At 46.8% G+C, this 24,434-nt stretch carries 24 protein-coding genes; 6 read left to right on the top strand and 18 right to left on the bottom strand.

The window, feature by feature from the left end; genetic code table 11:
* The first annotated feature begins 87 nt into the window (after window positions 1-87).
* Window positions 88-1,230 carry a PAS domain-containing protein gene (locus ACTJJS_RS17020; protein WP_440664572.1) on the top strand — a complete coding sequence of 381 codons (1,143 nt, stop codon included), beginning with the start codon at window positions 88-90 and terminating at the stop codon, window positions 1,228-1,230.
* 6 nt (window positions 1,231-1,236) lie between these two features.
* Here ACTJJS_RS17020 and ACTJJS_RS17015 read toward each other — a convergent pair whose 3' ends face one another.
* The 12 genes from ACTJJS_RS17015 to ACTJJS_RS16960 all read right to left on the bottom strand — a co-directional run bounded on the left by ACTJJS_RS17015 (window position 1,237) and on the right by ACTJJS_RS16960 (window position 10,390).
* The gene (locus ACTJJS_RS17015) at window positions 1,237-1,617 is read right to left on the bottom strand and encodes a hypothetical protein (protein ID WP_440664570.1); all 381 of its coding nucleotides are present in this window, start codon (window positions 1,615-1,617) and stop codon (window positions 1,237-1,239) included.
* 166 nt (window positions 1,618-1,783) lie between these two features.
* Window positions 1,784-2,497 carry an HAD-IIB family hydrolase gene (locus tag ACTJJS_RS17010; protein WP_440664569.1) on the bottom strand — a complete coding sequence of 238 codons (714 nt, stop codon included), beginning with the start codon at window positions 2,495-2,497 and terminating at the stop codon, window positions 1,784-1,786.
* A gap of 145 nt (window positions 2,498-2,642) precedes the next feature.
* A complete protein-coding gene (locus ACTJJS_RS17005) occupies window positions 2,643-3,356 on the bottom strand; it encodes a pirin family protein (protein WP_440664568.1) in 714 nt (237 codons plus the stop codon).
* 144 nt (window positions 3,357-3,500) lie between these two features.
* Window positions 3,501-3,911, bottom strand: coding sequence for an OsmC family protein (locus ACTJJS_RS17000; protein WP_168870494.1), 411 nt, complete (start codon window positions 3,909-3,911; stop codon window positions 3,501-3,503).
* Window positions 3,912-4,222: 311 nt separating this feature from the next.
* Window positions 4,223-4,732, bottom strand: coding sequence for an NAD(P)H-dependent oxidoreductase (locus ACTJJS_RS16995; RefSeq protein WP_440664567.1), 510 nt, complete (start codon window positions 4,730-4,732; stop codon window positions 4,223-4,225).
* A gap of 10 nt (window positions 4,733-4,742) precedes the next feature.
* Window positions 4,743-5,270 carry a YceI family protein gene (locus ACTJJS_RS16990; RefSeq protein WP_440664565.1) on the bottom strand — a complete coding sequence of 176 codons (528 nt, stop codon included), beginning with the start codon at window positions 5,268-5,270 and terminating at the stop codon, window positions 4,743-4,745.
* 52 nt (window positions 5,271-5,322) lie between these two features.
* Window positions 5,323-6,195 (bottom strand): pirin family protein, encoded by an 873-nt coding sequence (locus ACTJJS_RS16985; protein ID WP_168870497.1) that lies wholly within the window; start codon window positions 6,193-6,195, stop codon window positions 5,323-5,325.
* 103 nt (window positions 6,196-6,298) lie between these two features.
* The gene (locus ACTJJS_RS16980; RefSeq protein ID WP_440664564.1) at window positions 6,299-7,204 is read right to left on the bottom strand and encodes a helix-turn-helix domain-containing protein; all 906 of its coding nucleotides are present in this window, start codon (window positions 7,202-7,204) and stop codon (window positions 6,299-6,301) included.
* 3 nt (window positions 7,205-7,207) lie between these two features.
* Window positions 7,208-7,999, bottom strand: coding sequence for a segregation and condensation protein A (locus tag ACTJJS_RS16975; RefSeq protein WP_168870499.1), 792 nt, complete (start codon window positions 7,997-7,999; stop codon window positions 7,208-7,210).
* 103 nt (window positions 8,000-8,102) lie between these two features.
* A complete protein-coding gene (locus ACTJJS_RS16970) occupies window positions 8,103-9,047 on the bottom strand; it encodes a DUF3078 domain-containing protein (RefSeq protein ID WP_168870500.1) in 945 nt (314 codons plus the stop codon).
* Window positions 9,048-9,142: 95 nt separating this feature from the next.
* Window positions 9,143-9,565, bottom strand: coding sequence for a large conductance mechanosensitive channel protein MscL (gene mscL, locus ACTJJS_RS16965; RefSeq protein ID WP_168870501.1), 423 nt, complete (start codon window positions 9,563-9,565; stop codon window positions 9,143-9,145).
* Window positions 9,566-9,643: 78 nt separating this feature from the next.
* The gene (locus ACTJJS_RS16960; protein ID WP_168870502.1) at window positions 9,644-10,390 is read right to left on the bottom strand and encodes a PPK2 family polyphosphate kinase; all 747 of its coding nucleotides are present in this window, start codon (window positions 10,388-10,390) and stop codon (window positions 9,644-9,646) included.
* A 120-nt stretch (window positions 10,391-10,510) separates the two neighbouring features.
* Here ACTJJS_RS16960 and ACTJJS_RS16955 point away from each other — a divergent pair, with 120 nt between their 5' ends.
* Window positions 10,511-11,389, top strand: a complete 879-nt coding sequence (locus ACTJJS_RS16955; protein WP_168870503.1) for a DMT family transporter — start codon at window positions 10,511-10,513, stop codon at window positions 11,387-11,389.
* Window positions 11,390-11,501: 112 nt separating this feature from the next.
* Here ACTJJS_RS16955 and frr read toward each other — a convergent pair whose 3' ends face one another.
* Together frr and ACTJJS_RS16945 are read right to left on the bottom strand one after the other, a co-directional pair.
* Window positions 11,502-12,065 (bottom strand): ribosome recycling factor, encoded by a 564-nt coding sequence (frr, locus tag ACTJJS_RS16950; protein ID WP_168870504.1) that lies wholly within the window; start codon window positions 12,063-12,065, stop codon window positions 11,502-11,504.
* A 101-nt stretch (window positions 12,066-12,166) separates the two neighbouring features.
* On the bottom strand, window positions 12,167-13,306 hold the full coding sequence (locus ACTJJS_RS16945) for a glycosyltransferase family 4 protein (protein ID WP_343744459.1): 1,140 nt from the start codon (window positions 13,304-13,306) through the stop codon (window positions 12,167-12,169).
* A 164-nt stretch (window positions 13,307-13,470) separates the two neighbouring features.
* Between ACTJJS_RS16945 and ACTJJS_RS16940 the strand changes: the two genes are divergently transcribed.
* Window positions 13,471-14,307 carry a transketolase gene (locus tag ACTJJS_RS16940; RefSeq protein WP_440664563.1) on the top strand — a complete coding sequence of 279 codons (837 nt, stop codon included), beginning with the start codon at window positions 13,471-13,473 and terminating at the stop codon, window positions 14,305-14,307.
* A 141-nt stretch (window positions 14,308-14,448) separates the two neighbouring features.
* Here the strand turns inward: ACTJJS_RS16940 and ACTJJS_RS16935 are convergent, their stop codons facing one another.
* Together ACTJJS_RS16935 and rbfA are read right to left on the bottom strand one after the other, a co-directional pair.
* Entirely contained in the window at window positions 14,449-15,672 is a 1,224-nt protein-coding gene (locus ACTJJS_RS16935; protein WP_440664562.1) for an FtsX-like permease family protein, read from the bottom strand.
* A 107-nt stretch (window positions 15,673-15,779) separates the two neighbouring features.
* Window positions 15,780-16,160, bottom strand: a complete 381-nt coding sequence (gene rbfA / locus ACTJJS_RS16930) for a 30S ribosome-binding factor RbfA (protein WP_168870508.1) — start codon at window positions 16,158-16,160, stop codon at window positions 15,780-15,782.
* Between the two features lie 205 nt (window positions 16,161-16,365).
* Between rbfA and ACTJJS_RS16925 the strand changes: the two genes are divergently transcribed.
* Together ACTJJS_RS16925 and ACTJJS_RS16920 are read left to right on the top strand one after the other, a co-directional pair.
* Window positions 16,366-18,198 carry an ABC transporter ATP-binding protein gene (locus ACTJJS_RS16925; RefSeq protein WP_343744461.1) on the top strand — a complete coding sequence of 611 codons (1,833 nt, stop codon included), beginning with the start codon at window positions 16,366-16,368 and terminating at the stop codon, window positions 18,196-18,198.
* Between the two features lie 249 nt (window positions 18,199-18,447).
* Window positions 18,448-19,956: an HAD-IB family phosphatase gene (locus tag ACTJJS_RS16920; protein WP_440664561.1), complete on the top strand. Its 1,509-nt coding sequence runs from the start codon at window positions 18,448-18,450 to the stop codon at window positions 19,954-19,956.
* A gap of 75 nt (window positions 19,957-20,031) precedes the next feature.
* On the opposite strand, the gene ACTJJS_RS16915 is transcribed toward ACTJJS_RS16920, so the two are convergent.
* Complete coding sequence (locus ACTJJS_RS16915) at window positions 20,032-20,622, bottom strand: TraR/DksA family transcriptional regulator (protein ID WP_440664560.1); 591 nt, start codon at window positions 20,620-20,622, stop codon at window positions 20,032-20,034.
* On the opposite strand from ACTJJS_RS16915, the gene ACTJJS_RS16910 reads away from it, so the two are divergent.
* The gene (locus ACTJJS_RS16910) at window positions 20,609-21,046 is read left to right on the top strand and encodes a hypothetical protein (RefSeq protein ID WP_440664559.1); all 438 of its coding nucleotides are present in this window, start codon (window positions 20,609-20,611) and stop codon (window positions 21,044-21,046) included. The genes ACTJJS_RS16915 and ACTJJS_RS16910 overlap by 14 nt on opposite strands.
* A 53-nt stretch (window positions 21,047-21,099) precedes the next feature.
* Here the strand turns inward: ACTJJS_RS16910 and ileS are convergent, their stop codons facing one another.
* Window positions 21,100-24,426: an isoleucine--tRNA ligase gene (ileS, locus tag ACTJJS_RS16905; protein WP_440664558.1), complete on the bottom strand. Its 3,327-nt coding sequence runs from the start codon at window positions 24,424-24,426 to the stop codon at window positions 21,100-21,102.
* Window positions 24,427-24,434: the final 8 nt, after the last annotated feature.

The following is a 24,434-nucleotide window of genomic DNA, read 5'->3' as shown; positions in this document are numbered from 1 at the left end:
GAATGTAAATAGTTTTATTAATCATATTGCTCTGATTATTATTTTTTACATGCGCGAATTTTCATTAAATTTTAGCAAATTCGAGAAATGCAACGCTCCCCGATTAAGATTGCAGGTTTGTGTTTGCTTTTTGTAATCATTGTTATCAATGCTTATCTCCTCACCGGAAGCGAATCATCTACTCAAAAAACCTGGCTTATACTCAATGAAACTGTACTCTGCAGCGCCTTTCTGCTGTTAACTGTTACGCTTATACGCAAACAACCGGTTTCCCAGTTCGAAAATCTGTACATCAATCACCCGATCCCGATGTGGATCTACGAGAAGGACACCCTTCGTTTCCTGTTTGTGAATGAAGCCGCCTGTAAAAAATACGGTTATACACGGCAGGAATTCCTTGCTCTCACGATAAAGGACATACGGGAAAATGAAGAGCTCGATGCGTTGATGGAAAATGTCCGTGACCGCTGTAACGGAGCTGAATACCGGGGTATCTGGAAACACCGCCGTAAAAACGGGGAGAATTTCTTTGTGGAGATCTATGCTCATACGGCCTACTATCAGGGAAGGGAAGCCCGCTTTATCATGGCCAAAGATGTCGATGAACAGGTACGCGCCGCCAAAGAGGCTCATCAGCTCGGCATCCGGTACGAACTGCTGGCACAGGCCACCAATGATGCGCTCTACGACCGCAACCTCATCACCAATGAGGTGCTCTGGAAACACGGGCTCGAAAGTATGTTTCAACATCCCACCCAGCCAGATACCGACCTGTATGACTGGTGGAAATCCAATGTCCATCCGGCCGACGGCCCCGCAGTCATGGCCTCCCTCGATACCTGCCTGCAAAACAAAAGCAATTCCTGGTCACAGCAATACCGCTTCCGCTGCTCTGATGGCACTTTTAAATATGTGGTGGACCGGGCGTTCATCATCTATGAAAACGACCGGCCCACCCGCATGATAGGCATCGTACAGGATATAGACCAATACGTGAAACAGGCGGTACGCCTCGAAAAACAAAATAAAACCCTGCGGGAAATAGCCTGGATCAATTCACATGAAATACGCAGGCCAGTGGTGTCTATCCTTAGCATCACCAACCTGTTTGATAAAAGCAACCAGGACGTACATCTCAATTCCAGGCTGATGGAATGGCTGCACCAATCCACCCGGCAGCTGGATGAAATCATTCACAAAATAGAACACAAGGTGAAAAATATTGACTAATACCGGCTACAGTTCACTATTCATAAACTGGTTGAAATCTTCTTTCAGCTCTACAAATAATTTCTGAAAAATCTCCATACGGTGGGACATGGTATCATAGTCACAGATGGGCCGGTCGTCGTGGATAACTGTTGGTGGCTGTCCGGCCGAGAGCTTTTTGGCACATTGTTTAAGATCATGAAACATTTCGTCGGCAACTTCCCGCTGTCTTAACAAACGGTTCTCAAAATGTTCCACTCTTGTCATTACTTCCCGGGGCGCAGAACCGAGGGCTATTTGTTCCAGGCGCTCCCGCATCAGTTTTGCATCTTCTCTTACTTCATTTACTTCTTCCTTCCAGGAATTGATCTGCTCTGTCAGATCAGTTGGCTGAGTTGTAATTTCCATGGTGTATTGATTTAGCCATTAACAATAATGATTCATCATTACCCAAGCATTTTTTTCAATATCCACTTAACAGTTTACATCCCGTTGCTATTAACAAAGATCCACTTCTAAGTTACGACCTTTTTCAATGCCGCCGGCACAACTTTTAACGTTCTCCGGGTATTGTTTATAAATATCTGCCGAACTCCGGAAACCATGCCATGGCTTCTAAAATACCACCTGTACCGCTGCGGCCCGCTTGCAGCACATTAGGCATTCCCTCCGTACGGGCAAGCAGTTCCGGCTCAGCGCCACCAACTACCACGCCCTTAAATCCCATTTCATACATGGAGAAATCATTCATGGAATCACCGGCCACCAACACCTCATGATGAGGCAACGCCAGCACTCCTAACAATTGTTGCAGCGTATTCCCTTTGTTCACGCCACGGGGAAGAATATCCAGGTATTTCCCGGCGGATAATAACAGATCACAGTGCAGCGATTCGGCAACTTCCCGCGCTGTTTCAATATCAGTGGCATCGTCATAATAATAGGAGCAACGGTACTGCTGCTGCGCATCCTGGTGCAATAATCCCTTCACCGATTTCAGTTGCTCCCGCACCTGATCTCCTGGCCACAATCTGGCAATATCGGACTGCACCGGCTCTACCGATACAAGCGAAGCCAGATGCGTAACAGTGGCGCCCACATCACAAATGATATACTCCGGACGAGGAAGGCGCGCATCTTCCAATAAAGTCAATACACTACGTATACCCCTTCCCGTTACAAAAACCAGTTGTATGTCTTCTCTGCTGCGGACCAGCTCGTATAACTGCTCTTTGTCTGCCGCAGAGCCGGCCAGAAATGTTCCGTCTAAGTCTGTTGCTAATAACATCTTGATAGTCGTCTGTTGAACGGTAATATAAAAGCTTTGTGCGGGGAATACAACCCTGGTGCACAGGTTTAACAAAAATAAAAAACAAGAGACCGGCCTTCCGACGGTCTCTTGTATATATAATAATGTCTAACGAAGCGGAAGATCAGTTCAGCATGGGAACATCTATCAGCAAAAACGTTGCCGGTTCCAGCACTTCCACTGTTACCTTTTCGTAATCAGACAACCCAATGGCGTCGCGTGTTTGCAGCACTTCATCCGCTACTTTTAATTCCCCGCTGAGAAGGAACAGATAACTGCCTGCGCCTTGTTGTTTGGGTGTCAGGTCTATTTTTTGCCCTGCTTCAAAATCACCCAGTGAGAACCACGCATCCTGGTGAAGGCTCAGCGCATTTTGTGCGCCATCCGGCGCAACTACCAGCTGCAAAGCATTGTGGCGGTCAGCAGGATCAAAGGTACGTTGATCATAACGCGGTGTAATATTTCTTTCTTTGGGAAATACCCATATCTGCAGGAAGCTCACGTCATCTGTTTTGGATGCGTTAAATTCAGAGTGTACGATACCGCTGCCGGCACTCATTACCTGCACATCGTTTTTTCTGATCACGCCCCTTGTACCGGTATTGTCGCGGTGCTCCAGGCTACCGTCCAGCACAATGGAAACGATCTCCATATTATCGTGGGGATGTGCGCCGAAGCCCATACCACCTTTTACCTGGTCATCATTCAATACGCGCAAAGCACCGAAGTGAATTTTGTCAGGATTATAATAATTAGCAAAGCTGAAAGAATGATGGCTTTTCAACCAGCCATGATTGGCATAACCTCTGTCCTCTGCACGCTGTATAATCTTTTTCATAACTATTGTTCTCCTTTGTTTTTGTACACTACAAAGGTCGGTATAAAGTGAAGGGAACAGAATGGATCATCTGTTGAAAAACGTGGACAAAAAAAGTGCAGCGGAGACACCGCTGCACTTCCCATAAAATGTATTGAACGATGGTTATACCAGTACGGCATCCATGGTAATATTGGTGTTCAGCAGTTTGCTGATAGGGCAGTTGGCTTTCGCATCGGCAGCCATTTCCGCAAATTTGGCGGCATCCAGGCCCGGAACGCTGGCTTTCACTTCCAGGTGGCTGGAGGTAATAGCGCCGTTTTCCAGGGTAATGGTGCATTTGGTGTCGATGTTACCAGGAGTTAAACCGGCACCAGAGATCACAAAGCTCAGTTTCATGGTGAAACAGCCGGCATGAGCAGCTGCTATCAGTTCTTCCGGATTAGTACCTACACCTTCCTCAAAACGGCTGCTGTAGGAGTATTGGGTATTGTTCAACACGGTTGACTGGGAACTAACGGTACCTTTACCTTCTTTACCAGTGCCTTGCCAATTGGCTGTTGCAAATCTTTTCATGTTATTATACTTTAAATAATTTGAGGTGATTACTCTGCGTAGAGGCCCCAAATTACAAAAATAAACAGGATTATCATGATCTAAAAAAAGATAACCCGGCAGGTTTCCTGCCAGGTTATCGCAATCATCTTTTAATTCTTCTTACCGAACTTCGCTCATCAGGTAAATCCACTGTAATCCTGTCTGTCACAGTTAAATAACTTCCACTAATTCAGCAATTGGTTTTCTTACTTTCTTCGCATGTTGCATCGCATCGTCTTCCGCTCTGAAACCAATGGCTGCTGTCACTACAGTAGCCAGTCCTTTATCCTTTAACCTAAAATTTCGTCATATTGATTCGCGTCAAAGCCTTCCATCGGACAAGCGTCGATTCCTTCGGCTGCGGCGGCTGTCAGCAGCGTGCCCAGTGCCAGGTAAGCCTGCTTGGAGGTCCATACGGCGGCAGCCGCTGCATCCAGGCGGTTCACGGTGCCTTTCATTATTCCCGCAAAGCCGGCAAGGTCTTCCGGATTGATATTACGCGTAGCGGCTATATTATTCGTATAATCGTCTACGTGGGACTCGTTCAGGTCGCGTACCCGGGCAAACACCACCAGGTGCGAGGCATCTGTAACCTGTGACTGGTTCCAGGAGGCTGCCTTCAGTTTTTCCCTGATGGCAGGGTTCTCTATGATCAGCATCTTATAAGGCTGAAGCCCATAAGAGGATGCTGACAACCGGGTAGCTGTAGTGATCCTGTCCAACTGGGCGGCAGTCAGCTTCTTCACCGGGTCAAATTTCTTCACGGCATAACGCCATTCCAGTTTTTGTATAATATCCATCGTCGTTCCTTTATGCTTGTTTGATCATTTGTACGCTGGCCAGCAGTTTCACTTCGTCACTCAGCAGCACGCCGCCTGTTTCTGTGGTAGCGTTAAATGTAAGACCAAAGTCTTTACGGTTGATTTTACCGCTCAGCTCAAAGCCTGCTTTTGTTTGTCCCCACGGGTCTACTACCTCGCCACCGAATTCCACGTTCAGTTCTACCGGACGGGTGTTGTCGCGGATAGTCAGATCACCGATCAGCTTATAGGTTTCGTCATCAATTTTTTTCACTTCTTTGGAAACGAACTGCAGTTTGGGATACTGTGCCGCATCAAAGAAATCGCCTGCCAGCAGGTGCTGGTCACGTTGTGCGTTCTGTGTGGTAACGCTGTTGATGTCAGCGCTAAAAGTGATGTTCGCGGAACTGAAATCGCTGCCTTCCGTTTGCATAGTGGCATCGAACGTACCGAACTGGCCGGTAACGGTAGTGATCATCAGGTGTTTTACTTTAAACTGTACATCACTATGAGTGGGATCAATTTTCCAGGTTGTCATACAAGTATGTTTTTGTTTTAGTTTTATAAATAGATGTGTTTATTGTTCAGGATTAATTCAGGAAGCCCATTTTACCGGCATTGTAGTCGTTGATGGCTTCATTTATTTCCTCTGGTGTGTTCATCACAAAAGGGCCATACGCCACGATCGGTTCATTAATGGGCTCACCGCTCAACAGCAACATGCTGGTGTCTGCAACTGCAGTAATGGTGATATCAGTGCCGTCATGCTCAAAGAGCACGGTTTCCACACCTTTGACGGCGCTACCGTTGATGTCTGCTTCTCCCCGCATCACAACCGCTATGGTATTGAAATGTGCCGGGAAAGCCACTTCTATTTTATCGCCTTTTTTCAGCTGTACGTCCAGTACGTTTACAGGTGAGAAGGTTTTAGCTGCGCCTTTAACATCATTATATTCTCCTGCAATCACTCTTACATATCCTTCTTCACTTACTTTCACCACAGGTATCTCCGCTTTGGTAAGGTTCTGATAACCAGGCTTGCTGTTTTTATAGGCTTTTGGGAGATTTACCCACAGTTGGGCCATCTCTACTTTACCACCTCTTTTGCTGAATTCGGTTTCGTGTTTTTCTTCGTGCACGATACCTGCTGCAGCGGTCATCCACTGTACGTCGCCAGGAGCCAGTTTACCATGACTGCCGGTAGAATCGCGGTGTTCCAGTTCTCCCTGGTATACCACGGTTACAGTTTCAAATCCTTTGTGCGGGTGCTGGTCCACGCCACGGGGTCTGTTGGTAGGCGGGAAGTAACTGGGTGCGCCGTAGTCCATCAGAATAAAAGGGCTGACAGGGTTGTTCTGGGAACGGGTACCGCCGGGCAGTACGCTATGCACCCTGAATCCGTCACCCACCATATGGGGAGCTGGCGCTATTAAAATCTGACTTACATGTTTTGCATTTTTCATAATTGCCTCCTTTAAAAGACAACACAAAAATACATGTTACAACATCTATACGGAATGGATAAAACGCCTTCCTTGATGGACTTTTTTACCTGAGCGGTTCAAATCAAGGCTGGTGGCTCACAGAGCGGGAGGCTTCCTTAAACTCTGAAGGGCTTTGGGAGGTATATTTCTTAAAAAAGCGGCTGAAATAATGGGGATCGTCAAATCCCAGTTTATAGGCGATTTCTTTGGCGGTAAGGTCTGTATTATAAAGATAACGCTGGGCTTCCAGGATGACCCTGTTACGGATATGCTCTCCTGCGGTAATACCGGACAACTGCTTACTGATTTCGTTGAGCAGCACAGGTTTTATATGGATCAGGCCGGCATAATCGGAGACGGTTTTCAGTTCCCGGTATTTTTCCTCGATCAGATTTTTGAATTTCAGGAAGATAGAACTGTTGTGCACCGCATGTTGTTCCGCCGGAATAGCAACGCTCTGGCCCTTAATACGGGACACCAGCACCAGGAAGTAGCGCAGCAGGCCATGTAGCGCCGTTTCGTATTCCGGTTCACGGGTGTTAAGCTCCTTCAGCATCAGGCGAACAATAGACTCAATATCAGTGGATTGCTCGGGGTCCAGCGTGATAACGCTGCTAAACCGGTCATTAAAGAAAAGTCCGGAATTGATACCGGACACCTGCGACTGGTCTTTCAGGCACATAAAAGCCTCCTGGAAGGCGATCATATATCCGTCGATTCTTTCGCTCATCTGGAGCTTGTGTACTTGGCCGGGCGCCAGGAAAAAGAGGGTGTTCTTTTTTACTTCGTGCGTAACAGTATCAATGGTATGTAGCAGCGAACCTCTTTTGATCCAGTAAACAGTGTAGAAGTCATGCCGGTGCGGCACGCCTGCCTGATCAAAGAAGTTCTCACCCAGCTCGCAGATGCTGGACACTACGAAACTTGGATCTGCCTGCGCGTACGCCGGCAAAGAAATGATACCGATATTGTCACGTTTCTCACCCATCTGTTAACCATCTATCAATGTTCCGGCAGGTTCTTCCTCCCTGTTTTCCGGATCAATGTATTCAATAATAAAGTTGTTTCTGCCTTCTCCCACCATAATGCCCAGGTGCTTCATCTGTACTAGCTCCAGCATGCTCAGGAAAAGGAAAATGGCGTGTACCCTGTCTTTACAGTGGTCAAATATTTTTTCAAATGACAAAGTCCGTTCGGACCTGGCCAGCTCTTCCATATACATCCTCGAGCCCTCCATGGTGTAGTCATATTTGTACACCACGTGTTGAGGCTTATGGTCGCGCGCTTTCATGCGCTGCATTACCTTCTCAAAGGTCTGGGCCAGTTTAAAGAGGGTGAGTGTCTGTATCTCCGTTCCTTCACTGGTCACCTCGCCAATCTCGGCCAGTTCCTTAGCAATATTACCTCTTTTGATATGCAGCATCCGCTCAGCCTCCATTTCGGCCAGTTCCGCGGCAGCCTGCTTATATCGTTTATATTCCAGGATCTTGTCTATCAGCTCCATCCGCGGGTCAATTTCATTTCCCTGTTCGTCCAGTTCCTTGCGGGGCAACAACATTTTCGCCTTAATCCGCATCAGTGTGGACACAAAGAGGATAAACTCGCTTGCCAGCTCAATATTCAGCGATTCTATATGATGAATATAGTCGAGGAATTCCTGCGTGATAGTATTGATCGGAATATTGTAGATATCCAGCTCATCGCGTTCTATAAAGAACAACAGGAGGTCAAAAGGACCCTCAAACTGCGGGAGTTTTATTTTATAGGAAACCTGTTCACTCACGTTGATGATGTTTTAAGTACAAAGGCGCAAAGCAGCAAAGACTTTTGATGCCTTGCGCCTTTGCGCCTCTGCATAATATCAAAAATAACAAAATTCCGGCTAATCAGAACTTGGCGGCGAAGCCTATCCCCAATATCTGCTTGACCTGCAGCCGAGGTCCCATTACACCAGTTTGTTTATTTTCAAACACCTTTACATTATCATCATATATCATATCTACATTAAGCGTGGCTGCAATGTACTTGTTCACCTTCAGTTCCAATGCGTTGGTAAAGAACACCACGATATTCTGCGGATTGTTAAGATAATTGGAGAACAGGTCCAGCCGGCCCTTGTATGTAATATTTTTAGCCACTGTTTTCATGTAATTGGCAGACAGGTACGCGCCAATTTCATACTTAAAATGTTTTCCGGTGTCTACACCATACGCACCCTGGCTTGCCAGGTAATCGTCCATCACAAATACAAAACGGGAAGTGGCAGGAGAGAGGAACAGTGAAAATTCAGGTACAGGTTTATAATCAAAACCCGGAGACAGCAGCACATAGGCCGGGGCAAAAAACCGGGAAGATAATTGCGGCGTAGTATCAGCAGGATACAGATAACCATTGGTGAACTGCGTCCTGAGGTTGCCCAACATGCTTATATACCAGTGTCTGCCAATATCATATCCGTATTTGGAAGTAAGGTCGATGCGGTCATCTGCTTTGCGGGCGCCGAGACTGGTGGTGTTGATAAAACCATAAGCCAGGTCAGCAACGTTGTCCCATGCACGCCGGCCATTCTTATAGAACGCGTACGCATATACGGTAGATCCCAGCGAGAAAGTGAAATTATCACCACCAGCGGCCCAATTGCTCAATGAGCCCTGGTTAATGTTCACATTCAGGTTAACACCCTTCTTCCAGATCTTAACCGTTGTGTCTTTATCATCTTTCTTGATTTTCTTCGCGGTTTCATCCCGCTGGCTCTTTATCCAGTCGTTTTGTGCCTGTACTGCCGTAAAAGCCAGCAAACAACAGGCAATGGACAAAGCAAATTTTCTCATCAATTAGTGTTTTTTAGATTAACATATAAGCACAGTACCCTGCCATCCTCCACCAGGGAGAGCAACGGAGCACTGTGCAGTGATATAAAGAGAGTTTATCTTTTTTTCAGTTCATCACGGATTTCCATGAGCAGTTTTTCCTGGGCGGTAGGTTCTGCCGGGCCCGGAGCTTGTTTGTTGGTCAGTTTATTCATAAACTTCACTAGCAGGAAAATACAGAATGCGATGATCAGGAAATCGATCACGCTCTGAATAAATGCGCCATAGGCGAATACGTTAGCACCGGCAGCTTTTGCAGCGGCCAGTGAAGGAAAATTAGTCCCCTTGCTGGTGTCCAGGTAGGCGAATTTGTCAGTGAAATTCACGCCACCAGTTACCACTCCAACTAAAGGCATGATGATATTGTCTACCAGTGATGTAACGATCTTTCCGAAGGCAGCACCAATGATCACACCTACGGCCAGGTCCATTACATTGCCTTTCATGGCAAATTCCTTAAACTCTTTGATGAATGACATAAATGCAAGGTTTTAATTTGGTTAAAATAAGACGACGAAAATAGTGTTTAATCACAGAACTGCTTAATTATTAATCCATTATTTCTTCAATCGGGGATATTTCATATTGAGTGATTTCAGTGTATCCCTGAGCGTTAGTGCCACGATATATTCCTTATACCAGTTATGGTCAGCCGGTACAATTATCCAGGGGACATCATTACAGTACCTAAAAGCGTCTTCATATGCATCCATGTACTGGTCCCATAATTTAGCTTCTGCGAGGTCGTTCTCGTTATATTTCCACATCTTCCTTGGGTCTTCCGTACGTTCGGTCAGCCGTTGCTGTTGGGCTTCCCGGGACACATGCAGATAGAATTTCAGGATGTGCGTGTTGTTATGCACGGTCAACAGCTTTTCGAAATCGTTGATGGCTGTCATCCTTTTGCGGGCGGTTTTTTCGTCAATCCACTTATGTACCCGCTGTATCAGAATATCTTCATAGTGCGAGCGGTTAAACACCTGTATGATTCCTTTGCCGGGGGCCTGTTTATGGACACGCCAGAGGAAATCGTGGTCCGCTTCTTCGGGAGTAGGTGCTTTAAACGAGTGTACGGTACAACCTTGCGGGTTTAGAGTGCCGGTCACATTTTTAATCACCCCGTCTTTCCCGCTGGCGTCCATTCCCTGGATCACCATCAATACACAGTGTTTGTGCTGGGCATATAACAGGTTTTGCAACTCATCCAGTTCCTCTAAAATTTCCCGCGTGGCGACTTTGATTTTTTCTTTGTCCAGTTTTTTGGGTGCGGTAGTACTAATGGCAGACAACTTGATTTTACTCATGGATTTACATTCTTACCAATGAATTTAACAAAATCAACTCAGAAGTGTTGCATCCCAAACGATTTATATTTTGCGTAATAGACTTATATTCTCAATTTTGTATTCTTAAAAAATGCCACTTTGAACCACAAATTTGCCCACTGGGGCGTTTTTCTACTGCTGTCACTGACCTGGGGCAGCTCGTTCATTTTAATGAAAATCGGACTGGAATCTTTTACGCCCTGGCAGGTGGCCAGTTTGCGCCTGGTAGCGGCGGGGGTGGCGTTATTGCCTTTTCTGCCCAAAGCTATCCGGCAAACGCCGGTCAACAAGCTGCCAGTGATCATTCTTTCCGGTATCCTGGGCAACGGGCTTCCGGCTTTTCTTTTCTGTCTGGCTGAAACCGAGATAGACAGTTCACTCGCGGGCATTTTAAATTCGCTGACACCGCTAATGGCGTTGCTAACGGGGCTGATTATATTCAAAAGCCCGATTAAAAAAGCGCAGCTGCTGGGGGTATGTGTGGGTTTACTGGGAGTTGTGCTGCTTTTCAGTTCCAAGGGGATCAATACTAACGGGCACTGGTATTACAGCCTGCTGGTGGTGGCCGCCACGGTCAGTTATGGTACCAACATCAGCCTGGTACATCATTATCTGAAAGGATTTGGTTCATTGCAGTTGGGATCTATTGCCATGTTTTTCTGTGGGCTGGCTACATTTCCGGTATTGCTCTTCAGTGACTTTTTTCCTCAGTTTGCGACAGACCACGCGCCGTGGCGCTCGTTGTCTGCCGGTCTTGTGTTGGGGGTGATGGGCACCGGGGTGGCGGCCGTATTATTTTACCTGCTGATCCGTCGTGCCGGTTCCATGTTTGCGTCCATGGTCACTTATGCGTTACCGGTAGTCGCTATCGGCTGGGGATTGCTGGCTCATGAAACGGTCACCTGGATTCAGGTGGTGTGTATGGGAATTATCCTGCTGGGCGTGTATTTAGTTAACCGGGCTAAAACAGCCTCCTGATAAAACGGACAGCGGAGAGACACGCGATGTGCAAGTCTCTCCGCTGTTCATTTATTCATTTGTTTATTTTATCATTTAAATGATTAAATGACCAAATGATTAAATGGCGCAATTAGATGGCCATAATTTCTTTTTCTTTTGCTTCGCAATGTTTATCGATAAGCACGATGTGTTTATCGGTCACAGCCTGGATATCTGCTTCCGCATCTTTAGCGGTATCTTCGCTCAATCCGTCTTTCTGCAGTTTTTTGATGCCTTCGATCGCGTCGCGGCGGATGTTCCGGATGGCAACCTTAGCTTGTTCTCCTTCAGAGTTTACTCTTTTCACGAATTCCTTTCTTCTTTCCTCAGTCAGCGGTGGCAGGAACAAGCGGATGATGATACCGTCATTCTGAGGGTTGATGCCGATATTAGCTGCAATAATGGCCCTTTCGATAGGCTGCAACATATTTTTTTCCCAGGGCTGAATGGTCAGAGTACGAGCGTCAGCGATGCTGACATTGGCTACCTGGGCAAGTGGAGTGGGAGCGCCATAGTAGTCTACAGTAATACCGTCCAATATCTGAGGATTGGCTTTACCGGCCCTTACTTTAGTGAGTTCCTGTTCCAGGTGCCCGATGGCTTTTTTCATCGAGTCCGCTGCATCATCCAGGATAAGCGTTAGATCATCTTGCATAACATAAATAGTTAAGTGCCTGCAAACCTACAGGTTTTCTTTTAATCATCAAAGTAACGGATACAAGAATGGCTAACAGAATGGATATAACAGTTTTCCGGCTATTTATCCTGTAATACGCCTCCTGTGGTAACCCGCAGTATTTTAGGCGCGGCAGCGTTCTGGGCAGCAGGCTGTGTAATAGTGGTAACAGCAACTTTGACAGCTTGTTTTCTTTTACGGGCCAGGTACAGGACGCCTGTAAAGGTAGTAGCTGCGCCCACTACAGCGATCGTCAGCACGGTAGTGCCCAATCCCTGAAGGAGATAAGCCCCTGCAATAAAGACTGCGTTTACACTGACAGATACCAGGGTTGTTTGTCTGTGGTCCAGTCGCAGGTCCAGTAAATAGTGGTGAATATGGTTACGGTCCGCTGAAAAGGGAGAGCGGCCCTGGAGCATGCGTACGGAAAATACCCTCAACGTATCAAAAAGCGGCACGATCAGGATGGCGATAGCTACCGCCGGCGTGGCGTCAATCGGCATTTTGCTGGCCGGGTTACCTGCCACCTCGATGAATTTAAGCACCAGTACGGCATTCACCAGGCCAATCATCAGGGAACCGGTATCGCCCATAAAAATGCGGGCGGGGGAGATATTGTAAATCAGGAAGCTGGCCAATCCACCTGCCAGCGCAAAGCCCAACACAGCGTAGGTGATTTCACCCACATGGAGAAAATATGCGCCCAGCACTGCGCTCACCAGCAAACCTATACTGCCGGCATGCCCGTCCACCCCGTCAATCAGGTTGAAAGCATTGATCACAACAACAAAGTAGAAGTAAGTCAACATCAGGCTAATGTTGGAAGGAAGGGTGGTAATGCCCATAAAGCCGTACATACTGGTTATCTGCAAATTACCCAGGTAAATAATGGCAAAAGAGGCAACGAGCTGACCAATCAGTTTCTTAAGCGGAGACAGTCCCACGATGTCATCTTTCATGCCCACCATGAAAATGATGAAAAAAGCCGCCATCATATACTGAAACGGCGAATTTTGTAAAGCGGGAACACATACGGTCGCAGCAATGATGAACCCGGAGAAAAAACCAATTCCCCCGAGCGTCGGTATGCGTTGCTTATGCGTTTTTCTCTCGTCTGGTTCGTCGTACAAGTGTTTTAACTCCGCTACTCTGATAAGTATCGGAATAGAAAAATAGGTTACCACAAAACTCAGGACGGTAGCAATTAAAACATTCTCCATTAGTGGGGCTTAAGTTTTGCAAAGATATTTATTTCAATCAAATATGTAAAAGAAACACTAAAAAAATCGGGATTTTTAATACTTTGAGACCGCAAAAACAAACATTCAACGTCACAAAATCTAAGAAATCAATTAGTTTTGCGGCACAAAATCACTCAACTATCATGCCACAGCTTCAGGATATTGCCAGCCAGATCAGAAGAGATATTGTACGAATGGTACATGGCGTTCAAAGTGGCCACCCCGGTGGTTCATTAGGTTGCGCAGACTTCTTTACAGCCTTGTACTTCAAGGTGTTAAAGCATACTCCCCAACCTTTTGACATGGACGGCCGTGACCAGGACCTGTTTTTTCTCTCCAATGGACACATTTCCCCTGTTTTCTATAGTGCGTTGGCCCGTTCCGGTTACTTTCCGGTACAGGAGCTCGCCACTTTCAGAAAACTGAACTCCCGCCTCCAGGGACACCCTACCACGCACGAACACCTCCCGGGCATACGCATGGCCTCCGGCTCCCTCGGACAGGGCATGAGCGTAGCCATTGGCGCAGCTTTGAGCAAAAAGCTGAACAACGATAAAGGCATCGTTTTCTGCCTGCACGGCGACGGTGAACTGGAAGAAGGACAAATCTGGGAATCTGTGCTGTTTGCGCCACACCACAAAGTGGACAACCTGATCATTACTGTGGACCTCAACGGCCAGCAGATTGACGGCACTACCGACGACGTGGCCGGCCTCGGCGATGTAGGCGCAAAATTCGAAGCTTTCGGATGGACCGTCCTTCACATGAACGGCAACGACATGGATGATACCGTTGCTACACTGGAAAAAGCCAAAAGCCTTACCGGCCAGGGCAAACCTATCGCCATCATCATGAAAACAGTGATGGGACAGGGTGTTGATTTCATGGAAGGCCACCACGAATGGCACGGTATCGCCCCGAGCGATGAACAACTGGCTAAAGCACTGGCCCAACTGCCGGAAACACTCGGCGACTACTAAACATCTTGGGATTTACATATTTTAATATTCAGATATCTGTCTAAACATTAAAATATTTTTTATAAAAAGGAAGCGGGACTTTAAGGTTAAAGTCCCGCTTCCTTTTTATAAATATCAAAATATCTAAATTCATAAATGTTATCAGGTGGCTTTCAGGGAAATGGCTTCCACCGCCGCCCTGCGTGCAGGGTACCAGCTGGCCGCCAGTCCTATGATCAGAATAGTCACCAGCACCAGCCCGAAATCAGCCAGATGCATGCTCACTGGATAGGCGTCCACCAGGAACGAGGTGCCCTCCAGCCGGATAATCCCGAAATGCTGCTGTATCAGGCAAAAGCCTCCTCCCAGTACAAACCCCAGCAAGGTGCCAATACCGGCAATAATTAATCCCTCGGTAAGAAATATTCTCATTATCAGCGACTTACGCGCGCCCATTGCCTTCAGGATCGTGATATCCTTCTCTTTTTCTATGACCAGCATATATAACGACCCGATCATATTGAAAGCAGCGATAATCATAATGAAACTGAGAATCACATACACGGCCCACTTTTCTGTCTGCATGATCGCATATAGGGACTGGTTCTGTTCATACCGGGTCTGCACTTTGTAAGATATTCCCAATTGGCGTTGCAGCCTGTCTTTCAGCTCATTCTGGTTTACTCCCGGAGCCGCGGCCACTTCCAGCGCAGACATCTCGTCAGGCTTCAGCTCCAGCAGACTACGAAGAAAATTGATATGCGTGATGACGTATTTGCTGTTGAACTCCTGCTGAATGGCAAAAGTGCCGGCCGGATAAAGCACGCCGTTGTTCAGCGCATCTTCGGGCGTCACAAATGCGTTTACGTTCCGGCGGGGCACGTATACCGTCACCGGCACCATGCTATGCTCTACGTCCACGCCCAGCGCGCCTTCCAGCTCCAATCCCAATACAGCCCGGTAAGCTGCGTCGTCTCCGATATCAAAACGCCCGCGAACGATATTGCCCTTCACGTCCGTCACCCGGTTATAGCTGCTATCCACTCCTTTCAGCACCGCAATCGTAGGCTCGTCCCCGTAGCGAAGCACAGCTTTTTCCTCTACCACTTCGGAGTAAGCGGCCACACCGGACGTACGCCCGATAGCTTGTAACTGTGCCGGCGTAAGCAACAGCGTTTTTCCACTGGCAGGCACTATTTTAATAGCCGGATAAAAAGAGGAATACAGGGATTTCACCAGACCTTCAAACCCGTTGAACACGCTGAGGATAACAATCAGCGCTCCGGTACCTATCGCAATGGCAGCCACACTTACCCAGGCAATGATGTTGATGGCGTTAGTGGATTTTTTAGCCCTGAAGTAACGGGAAGCAAACTGCCAGACCATACTTTTCTGAATTACAAATTACAAATTACGAACTACGAATGATGAAGTCACTAACAGCATGGGGCCAACGTAAAGGCCTCCATTTGTCATTCGTAATTCGTAATTGATTATTGGTTGTCTCCTTTAATGTGAGAATCGTCTTCTTTGATTTTCTTGAAAAGTTCTTCCATTTTGAAAACATAGTCCAGGGTGTCGTCAAGGAAAAAAGTCAATTCCGGCATCCGGCGCAATTGCTTGCCTACCCGTAATCCCAGTGCTTTTTTAATTTCCCCCATCCTGTCTTTTATACGGTCCATCATCTCATTGGGAGATTTTATCTGGAACATGCTCAGATATACCTTCGCTTCCAGCAGGTCAGGCGTCATTTTAACAGCAGCAATGGAAATCATGCCTCCTTCCACTACGTTGAACCCCATCCGCTGAAACACGTCGCTCAGCTGCTCCTGTATTAATTGTCCTATTTGCTTTTGCCTTTTAGTTTCCTGCATTGCATTCAATTTTAATCGTTAACAAAACAGCACATATGCACAATAATAATATATTTATGATATAATACCGTCAACCGGGGACCACCGCGAACAGCCCCGTTATACGCGAAATTAACCATTTCCGGGAAAGATTGGGCCTATTTACAGGCAGGTGGTCACTTAATTATGCTATTTTTGCATGCTAATAAAAACGCAAGCATCAGGCATGAAGACTTTCAAGCGATTACTGGGATATGCTACTCCCTTGCATCATTATGTTCCGGAATATGTTATTTATACTATCATCGGTATCGTTTTCGGCATGGTCAACTTCGCCATGTTGATCCCGCTGCTGAACGTGATATTCGACCAGGTGACGACTGAGCCGCAGGTAGTTAACCATCCTGTGTTTTCCTTCACTATCAAGTACTTCATTGACCTGTTCAATTATTACTTTTATTATTTCATCAACACCAGCGGATCTAAAGAAAGCGCACTGTACTTTGTCTGTGCCGTGATCGGCGTTTGCGTTACCATCGCCAACATGGGCCGCTATATGAGCACTCGTGTGGTGACCCGGATGAAGATGACAATGCTTTCCCGTTTACGGACCAACCTGTATAAAAAATACACAGAACAGTCACTGGGCTATTACAGTGAAAAACAGAAAGGCGACCTTTTGTCTGTGATGACCAACGATGTGCAGGAGGTGGAAGTCTCCGTGGTGAGCTCCGTTCAGATCCTGTTGCGTGATCCGTTCATCATCATTGGTTACTTCGCTGTTCTTTTCTATCTCTCCGTGAAACTGACGCTTTTTACCATCGTATTTTTTCCGATCTCCGGCCTGCTGATTTCCTATATCTCTAAAAAGCTGAAACAAAAAGGCTGGTTCAGCCAGGAGTTGCTTGGCAAAATCCTGAATGTGACAGAGGAAACACTGGGCGGTATCCGCATCATACAATCATTCACCGCGGCACCTTTCATGCAGAAAAAATTCGGAGATGTCAACCATCGCTTTATTACAGTGAGCAAAGCCATGTTCAACCAGCGTGAGCTGGCTTCACCGGTATCAGAAATACTGGGTGTCATGGTAGTGGTGGTACTGTTGATCTATGGTGGCACTATGGTGTTGCATGGCAGCGATCTGCTGACAGGCGCCACTTTCATGACTTACCTGGTTTTCTATTCACAGATCCTGCAGCCGGCAAAAAATATTTCCACCGCTATCACTACGATGCAACGTGGCATAGTGGCCAGCGAGCGCATCTTCGGTATCCTGGACTCGCCGGTAGCCGTGCAGGAAAAAAGCAATGCGCAGCCTGTCAGCGCATTCAACGACAAAATTGAATACAACAACGTTTCTTTCAAATACGATCAGCAATATGTTTTGAAAGATATCAACCTGACGATCCGCAAAGGCCAGGTGACCGCGCTGGTGGGCCGCAGCGGCGCCGGAAAATCCACGATGGCGGATGTGTTACCCCGCTTTTATGATGTCAACGAAGGTGAAATTCGTATAGACGGTACCGATGTACGCGATCTTCGGCTGAACGATCTTCGTGCACTCATTGGCGTGGTCTCACAGGAAGCTGTATTGTTTAATGATACAGTGTTCAACAACATCGCTTTCGGTCATCCGGAAGCAGACCGCGAAGCTGTGATCCGCGCAGCGAAGATTGCCAATGCACATGAGTTCATCGAACAACTGGAAAACGGATATGAGACCTCTATTGGCGATCGCGGCCTCAAACTCAGTGGCGGACAGCGTCAACGCCTTACCATCGCGAGAGCGATTTTTAAAAATCCGCCAATACTGATCCTCGATGAAGCCACTTCCGCACTCGATACCGAATCAGAAAAACTGGTACAGTCCGCGCTCGACAAACTCATGCAAAACCGCACCACTATTGTTATCGCACACCGTTTGAGCACCATTCAGCACGCCAATGAAATTGTGGTAATGGACCAGGGCGAAATAAAAGAACGCGGCACACATGACGACCTGCTTTCCCGCGAAGGTATCTACCACAAACTGGTGGAAATGCAGGAGTTTAAATAATTTCATTTACGGATTTTTTGATTTCGCAGATTTTGATTTTGTGATGTAATAGTGTAGATCAAGTTGTTAAATCATAAAATCAAAATCTGCGAAATCAAAAAATCCGTAAATCAAAAAATCCCCAAATCATTATCTGGCCTGCATCTCCCCGTTTTCTTTTGGTACTGTTTTTGTTATACCCGTTCTGATATGCCAACCAGCTCTTTGCAGCTTGCTTATTTCTTTAACCTTTTAACATAGCGAACTCCTATGATATCTATCGTAATTCCTGTATTAAACGAAGGGGCTACCATACGCCAGGTAATAAAGACCGTAAAGAAGACCAACCGCAAAATTGAAATTATTGTGGTAGACGATAATTCCACCGACAATACGGTGGAAGAGGCCATGAAAGAGCAGGTACGGGTAATTACCAGCAGCCAGCGGGGAAAGGGGATTTCCATGCGGGAAGGTATGATGGCTGCCAAGCACGAGATTATTGCCTATGTTGACGGAGATATTCTTACTTATCCTGATAATATTGTAGACTTATTAACTGATCCTATCGAGCGCGACGAAGCTGACTTCGTTAAATCCTACTTTGAAAGGCAGGCAGGCAGGGTCACTCAATTAGTGGCCAAGCCACTGCTGAGTATTCTTTATCCGGACCTCGCTCATTTCCAGCAGCCGCTCAGCGGCATGATCGCCGGGCGTAAATCCATGTTGTCCAAAGTACAGTTTGAAAATGATTATGGCGTGGACATCGGTTTACTGATAGACATGCACCAGTTGGGCGCCCGCATTGTGGAAGCCAACATCGGCAAGGTGGAAAACGCGATGCAGACCTGGGAGCAGCTAAGCAAAATGTCGCGCGAAGTATCCAGAACTATTTTACGTAAAGCAGAAAATATTCCGCAGGAAAACCTGGAAACACTGGGCAACATCAACCTGATCAGGGAACAGATGGAGTACTCCATTCTTGAGTCTATCGACAAGTTGCAGAAGATGGTCATCTTTAATCTGGACCATGCTGTTTTTACGCAGAACTATCTTCAATGGGCAGCTATTGCATTTGATCAGGAAGAAGAGCTGCAGCGCATTATGGCTACTGAAACGGACGCGCTTACACGCCTGGAGCAAACAGCCGCTCTTTTTGAAGGCCGCAATATTGCAGAACTGCTGGAAGTAGCCGATGCTATTCCGCTGGTACCAGGCATCCGGGAAGTAATACAGGAACTGAAGAAGCGGGGATATGCCTGTGGCCTTATCACAGATGGTTTTGCCATGGTAGCAAGGCATATTAAAAATCAGCTGGGAATGGACTTCGTATTGGCCAATAAATTACATTTAGTCAACAGCGTAGCTACCGGTGAATTAACAGTGCCGGATTATTTTCTGAGAAACGGCGAGTATTGTAAGAGTGCTGTGTTGCCTTATGTTGCAGAGCAGTACAATATCCATTCACAGAATATCATTTATGTGGGAGATGGTAAGCAGGACACCCAACTGTTGACCGAAGCGGGTATTGGTGTTGCGTTTTGTCCACAGTACCAACGGGCATATGTAGAAAAGGTTGCCGACAAAATTATTACCGGCTTGTCATTGGCGCCATTGCTGGATATTGCGCCGGCGAGCCCTTCTAAAAAATTCAAATTGCCTGCCATTAGTAAGAAGCAGGCGCGCAATATTGGTATTGGCAGTCTTGTTGGACTGGCAGGTGCGGGCCTGGTGTATTTCGCGATGCGGCAGCTGCGCAACCGGCAGAAAGCGGACTGTTAAATCATGACAGTGAACCATAAACGAAAAACGGGATTTGATAGTTCAAATCCCGTTTTTCGTTTATGGTGATATCTTTTATTTGCTTTTTGCCAGTTTGGCTTCAATGCTCAGCGTAGCATGTGGTACGGCACGGAGGCGTGCTTTATCTATCAGCTTGCCGGTTACGCGGCAGATGCCGTAGGTTTTATTTTCGATACGCATCATTGCTTTTTCCAGGTGGTCGATGAACTGGATCTGACGGCTGGCCATCTGGTTCAGCTGTTCCCTTTCCTGGGAGCCGCTGCCATCTTCCATGCTCATGTATTTGTTTTCAGTATCATCGGTACCTGCTTCGTCTTTGCGGGTAATGAGGCCTTGCAGATAAACCAGTTCTTTTTTAGCGAACTCCAGTTTTTTCTGGATCAGTTCCCTGAACTCCTGCAGGTCTGCGTCACTATATCTGAAAAGGGGACCTGAAGTTGCTTCGGGCTGGTCCAGCACTGATTTGGTAAATTCAGGCTGATAAGCGACCAGGGAAGGCTTTCCACCTTTTTTCTCTGCTTTTTCGGCTTTTTCAGCTTTTTCCGGCTTTTCTGTTTTCTCGGGTTTTTCGGTTTTCTCGGATTTTGCTGATTTTTCTGCTTTTACTGCAGGTTTTTCCGCTGCTTTCTTAGTGGATTCTTTCACCTTAGCAACTTGTTCCTTTGTATCTGCTTTCTTTACTGCCATTGTTTTAAGTTCTTTTTCTTCTGACTTAGAAATTAATGGTTTCTCTTTTTCAGCGGCAACACTTTTAGTGACCACTTGCTGCTTTACAGCAGGCTCTTTTTTAACGGTCTTCTTTGCAGGTACAGCAACTTTCGGGACGGACGATGTTTTACTGTTTTTTGCGGCTGGAGCCTTTTTAATTACGGTTTTTGGGGTAGCTGCGGTTTTCTTTGTTGCAGCTTTAGCTACCACGGCTTTTTTTGCTGCGGGTTTAGCGGGCTTGGCGGCGGCTTTTTTGGCGGCGGCCACTTTTTTAGGAGCGGCAGACGCAGCTTTCTTAGCCGGAGCAGGTTTGGCGGCTTTCTTTGCAGTTGTCGCCTTTGCTGCTGCCTTCTTCACCTGAACTACCTTTTGGGTCGATTTACTAGCAACCTTCTTTTTTGTTGCCATGGGGGATTAGCTTTTTTTGTTAACTAATACATTAAATTTAAGGTCATTCACCTCTATTTCTGTTCCGCCCTGTAATTGCTCCACTAAATCCAAGCTATCTGCCAAAATTTCCGTGCAAATATAGTCATTATAGTTTATAATCGCCGATTTGAGCGAGTCTACGCTCTCTACCGTAACGTCAATTCTGTCAGTCAGTTCAAAACCACTGTCCTTCCGGATTTTCTGTATACGATTTACCAGCTCGCGCGCATTTCCTTCGTCCTGTAACTGGTCAGTAATAGTAATATCCAGCGCTACCGTTAAAGCACCTTTATTCGCGACTGTCCATCCAGGAATATCTTCGGAAATTATTTCAACATCAGAGAGTTGTATCTGCAATTGCTCGCCTTCAACAGCCAGGTTGAAATGGCCGTCGCGCTCGATGGTAGCAATATCTGTATCCGTGAACGCGCCAATGGCTGCAGCTACGGTTTTCATCTTCGCGCCCATTTTGCTACCGAGCGACTTAAAGTTCGGTTTAATCTTTTTCTTGATAAAACCTCCCGTTTCGGTAAGATAATCAATCCCTTTGACATTTACCTCACTTTTTATAAGATCTTCCACTTTTTCCACCTGGTCTTTCATATGATTACCGGACACAGGTATCAGGATCTTTTGAAGAGGTTGCCTTACCTTGATGTTCACCTTCTTACGCAAGGATAATACCAGTGAGGAAATATCCTGGGCCAACTGCATTCTTTCTTCCAGATCGCTGTCAATGGCAGCGGCATCAGACACGGGGAAATCAGTATGGTGAATGGATTGCGTATTAAAGCGTCCACTTACACGGTTCAGGTTGTTAAACATCCAGTCTGTGAAGAATGGGGAAACCGGGGCCATCAATTGTGTAATTTTTTCCAAACATTCGTACAATGTCTGGTAAGCACTGATTTTGTCATGGCCATAATCTCCCTTCCAGAACCGGCGACGGCACAAACGCACGTACCAGTTGCTCAGGTGTTCGTCCACAAAGGATTCAATAGCCCTGCCCGCCTGGGTAGGCTCATAGTCATCAAAGGAACTGGTCACGTCCCTGATGAGGGAATTCAGTACAGAGATGATCCAGCGGTCAATTTCCGGACGCTCCTGTAAGGGTATGTATGCTTCCTTGTATGTAAACTTATCAAGATTGGCATACATAGCGAAGAAGTTATATGTATTGTATAACGTACCGAAGAGCTTGCGTTGCGCTTCTCCGATGCCTTTTACGTCAAATTTGAGGCTGTCCCAGGGAGAAGCGTTGGTGATCAGGTACCAGCGGGTGGCGTCTGCACCATATTGCTCAATTGTTTCAAACGGATTCACGACGTTGCCCAGGCGTTTACTCATCTTCTGCCCGTTCTTATCCAGTACTAAACCATTGGAAACCACTGTTTTATACGCAACACTATCAAACAACATCACCCCAAGGGCGTGCAGGGTGTAGAACCAGCCACGGGTCTGGTCCACTCCTTCCGCAATGAAATCAGCAGGGAATGCTTCCCCTTTGTCCAGCAGTTCCTTGTTTTCAAACGGATAATGCCACTGTGCGTAAGGCATGGCGCCACTGTCAAACCAAACGTCTATCAGGTCCGGTTCCCGGCGCATTGGTTTGCCTGAAGGGCTTACCAGCACGATATCGTCCACATAGGGTTTATGCAGATCGAGGATACCTTCATGCAGATAGGACTTGTTTACGTCACCGCCCAGCACTTCATTTGCTTTCCGGATTTCAGCATTCAGTTCCTCAATACCGCCAATGCATATTTCTTCACTACCGTCTTCCGTGCGCCATATGGGCAATGGCGTGCCCCAATAGCGGCTGCGGCTTAGGTTCCAGTCCACCATGTTCTCCAGCCAGTTGCCGAAACGACCAGTACCGGTAAAGGCCGGTTTCCAGTTGATGGTCTTGTTCAGCTCTACCATCCGGTCTTTCAGCGCTGTGGTTTTGATGAACCAGGCATCCAGCGGGTAGTACAATACCGGCTTGTCAGTACGCCAGCAGTGAGGATAGGTATGCTCGTATTTTTCAACTTTGAAGGCCCGGTTTTCTTTCTTCAGCTTCACCGCGATATCCACGTCCACATCTTTGTAATCCGGGTCGTCTTTGTAATTTTTTACATATCTGCCGGAAAATTCTCCTACGTTGTCGGTAAATTTTCCTTCGCGGTCCACCAGCGTCAGGATGCCGATACCGTATTTTTTACCAACGCGGTTATCGTCCGCACCAAAAGCAGGGGCGGTATGCACGATACCGGTACCGTCTTCAGTGGTCACAAAGTCGCCGATGATCACACGGAACGGATCACCTTCTTCCGGCTGCGTATAGGGCAGCAGTTGCTCGTAGCGGATATTTTCCAGCTGGCTGCCTTTAAAGCTGGCCAATATTTTCCAGGGGATAATCTTATCGCCTTCTTTATAAGCGTCAAAGTCAGCGTTTTCGCCTTCTGCCTTGAAATATTTACCCAACAGGTCTTTTGCCATCACTACATTTACCGGCAGATGGGTATACTGGTTGAAAGTGCTCACCAGTACATACTGAATATTGGCGCCAACGGTAAGACCGAGGTTGGAAGGCAACGTCCAGGGTGTGGTGGTCCAGGCCAGGAAGAAAACCTCTTCTGAACCAGCAGCATCAAACAGGAATTTGGAGTTTTCCGCGTTTTTTGCCTTGAACATAGCTACCACCGTGGTGTCCTTCACATCTTTGTAAGTTCCGGGCTGGTTCAGTTCATGGGAGCTGAGGCCGGTCCCTGCAGCAGGAGAGTAGGGCTGGATGCTTACACTTTTGTATAACAGGCCTTTTTTGTACAGTGTCTGTAAACTCCACCAGAGGGATTCGATGTATTTGTTGTCAAACGTGATATAAGGGTCTTTCAGATCCACCCAATAGCCCATCTTCAGGGTAAGGTCATCCCACTTGTCTTTATATTTCAGTACTTCTTTACGGCAGGTCTCGTTATAATCCGCAACAGAGATTTTTTTACCAATGTCTTCTTTGGTAATTCCCAGGGTCTTTTCCACGCCCAGTTCCACCGGCAGGCCATGGGTATCCCATCCGCCCTTGCGTTTCACCTGGAACCCTTTCATGGTCTTATAACGGCACACCAGATCTTTCAGGGTACGTGAAATCACATGGTGAATACCTGGCAAACCATTAGCACTGGGAGGGCCTTCATAAAATACAAATGGCGTAGCGCCATCCCGTACTTCCACGCTTTTCTCAAAAGCCTGGTGAAGCTCCCATTGCTGTAATATATCTTTCTCTATCTGAGGTAAATTCAGCTGGTTATATTCCTGATATTTGCTGGACATAAAACAAT

The sequence above is a fragment of the Chitinophaga sp. 22308 genome (genome assembly GCF_052045305.1).
Lineage (GTDB): Bacteria > Bacteroidota > Bacteroidia > Chitinophagales > Chitinophagaceae > Chitinophaga > Chitinophaga varians_A.
This window is presented reverse-complemented; position numbering and strand designations above follow the sequence as displayed.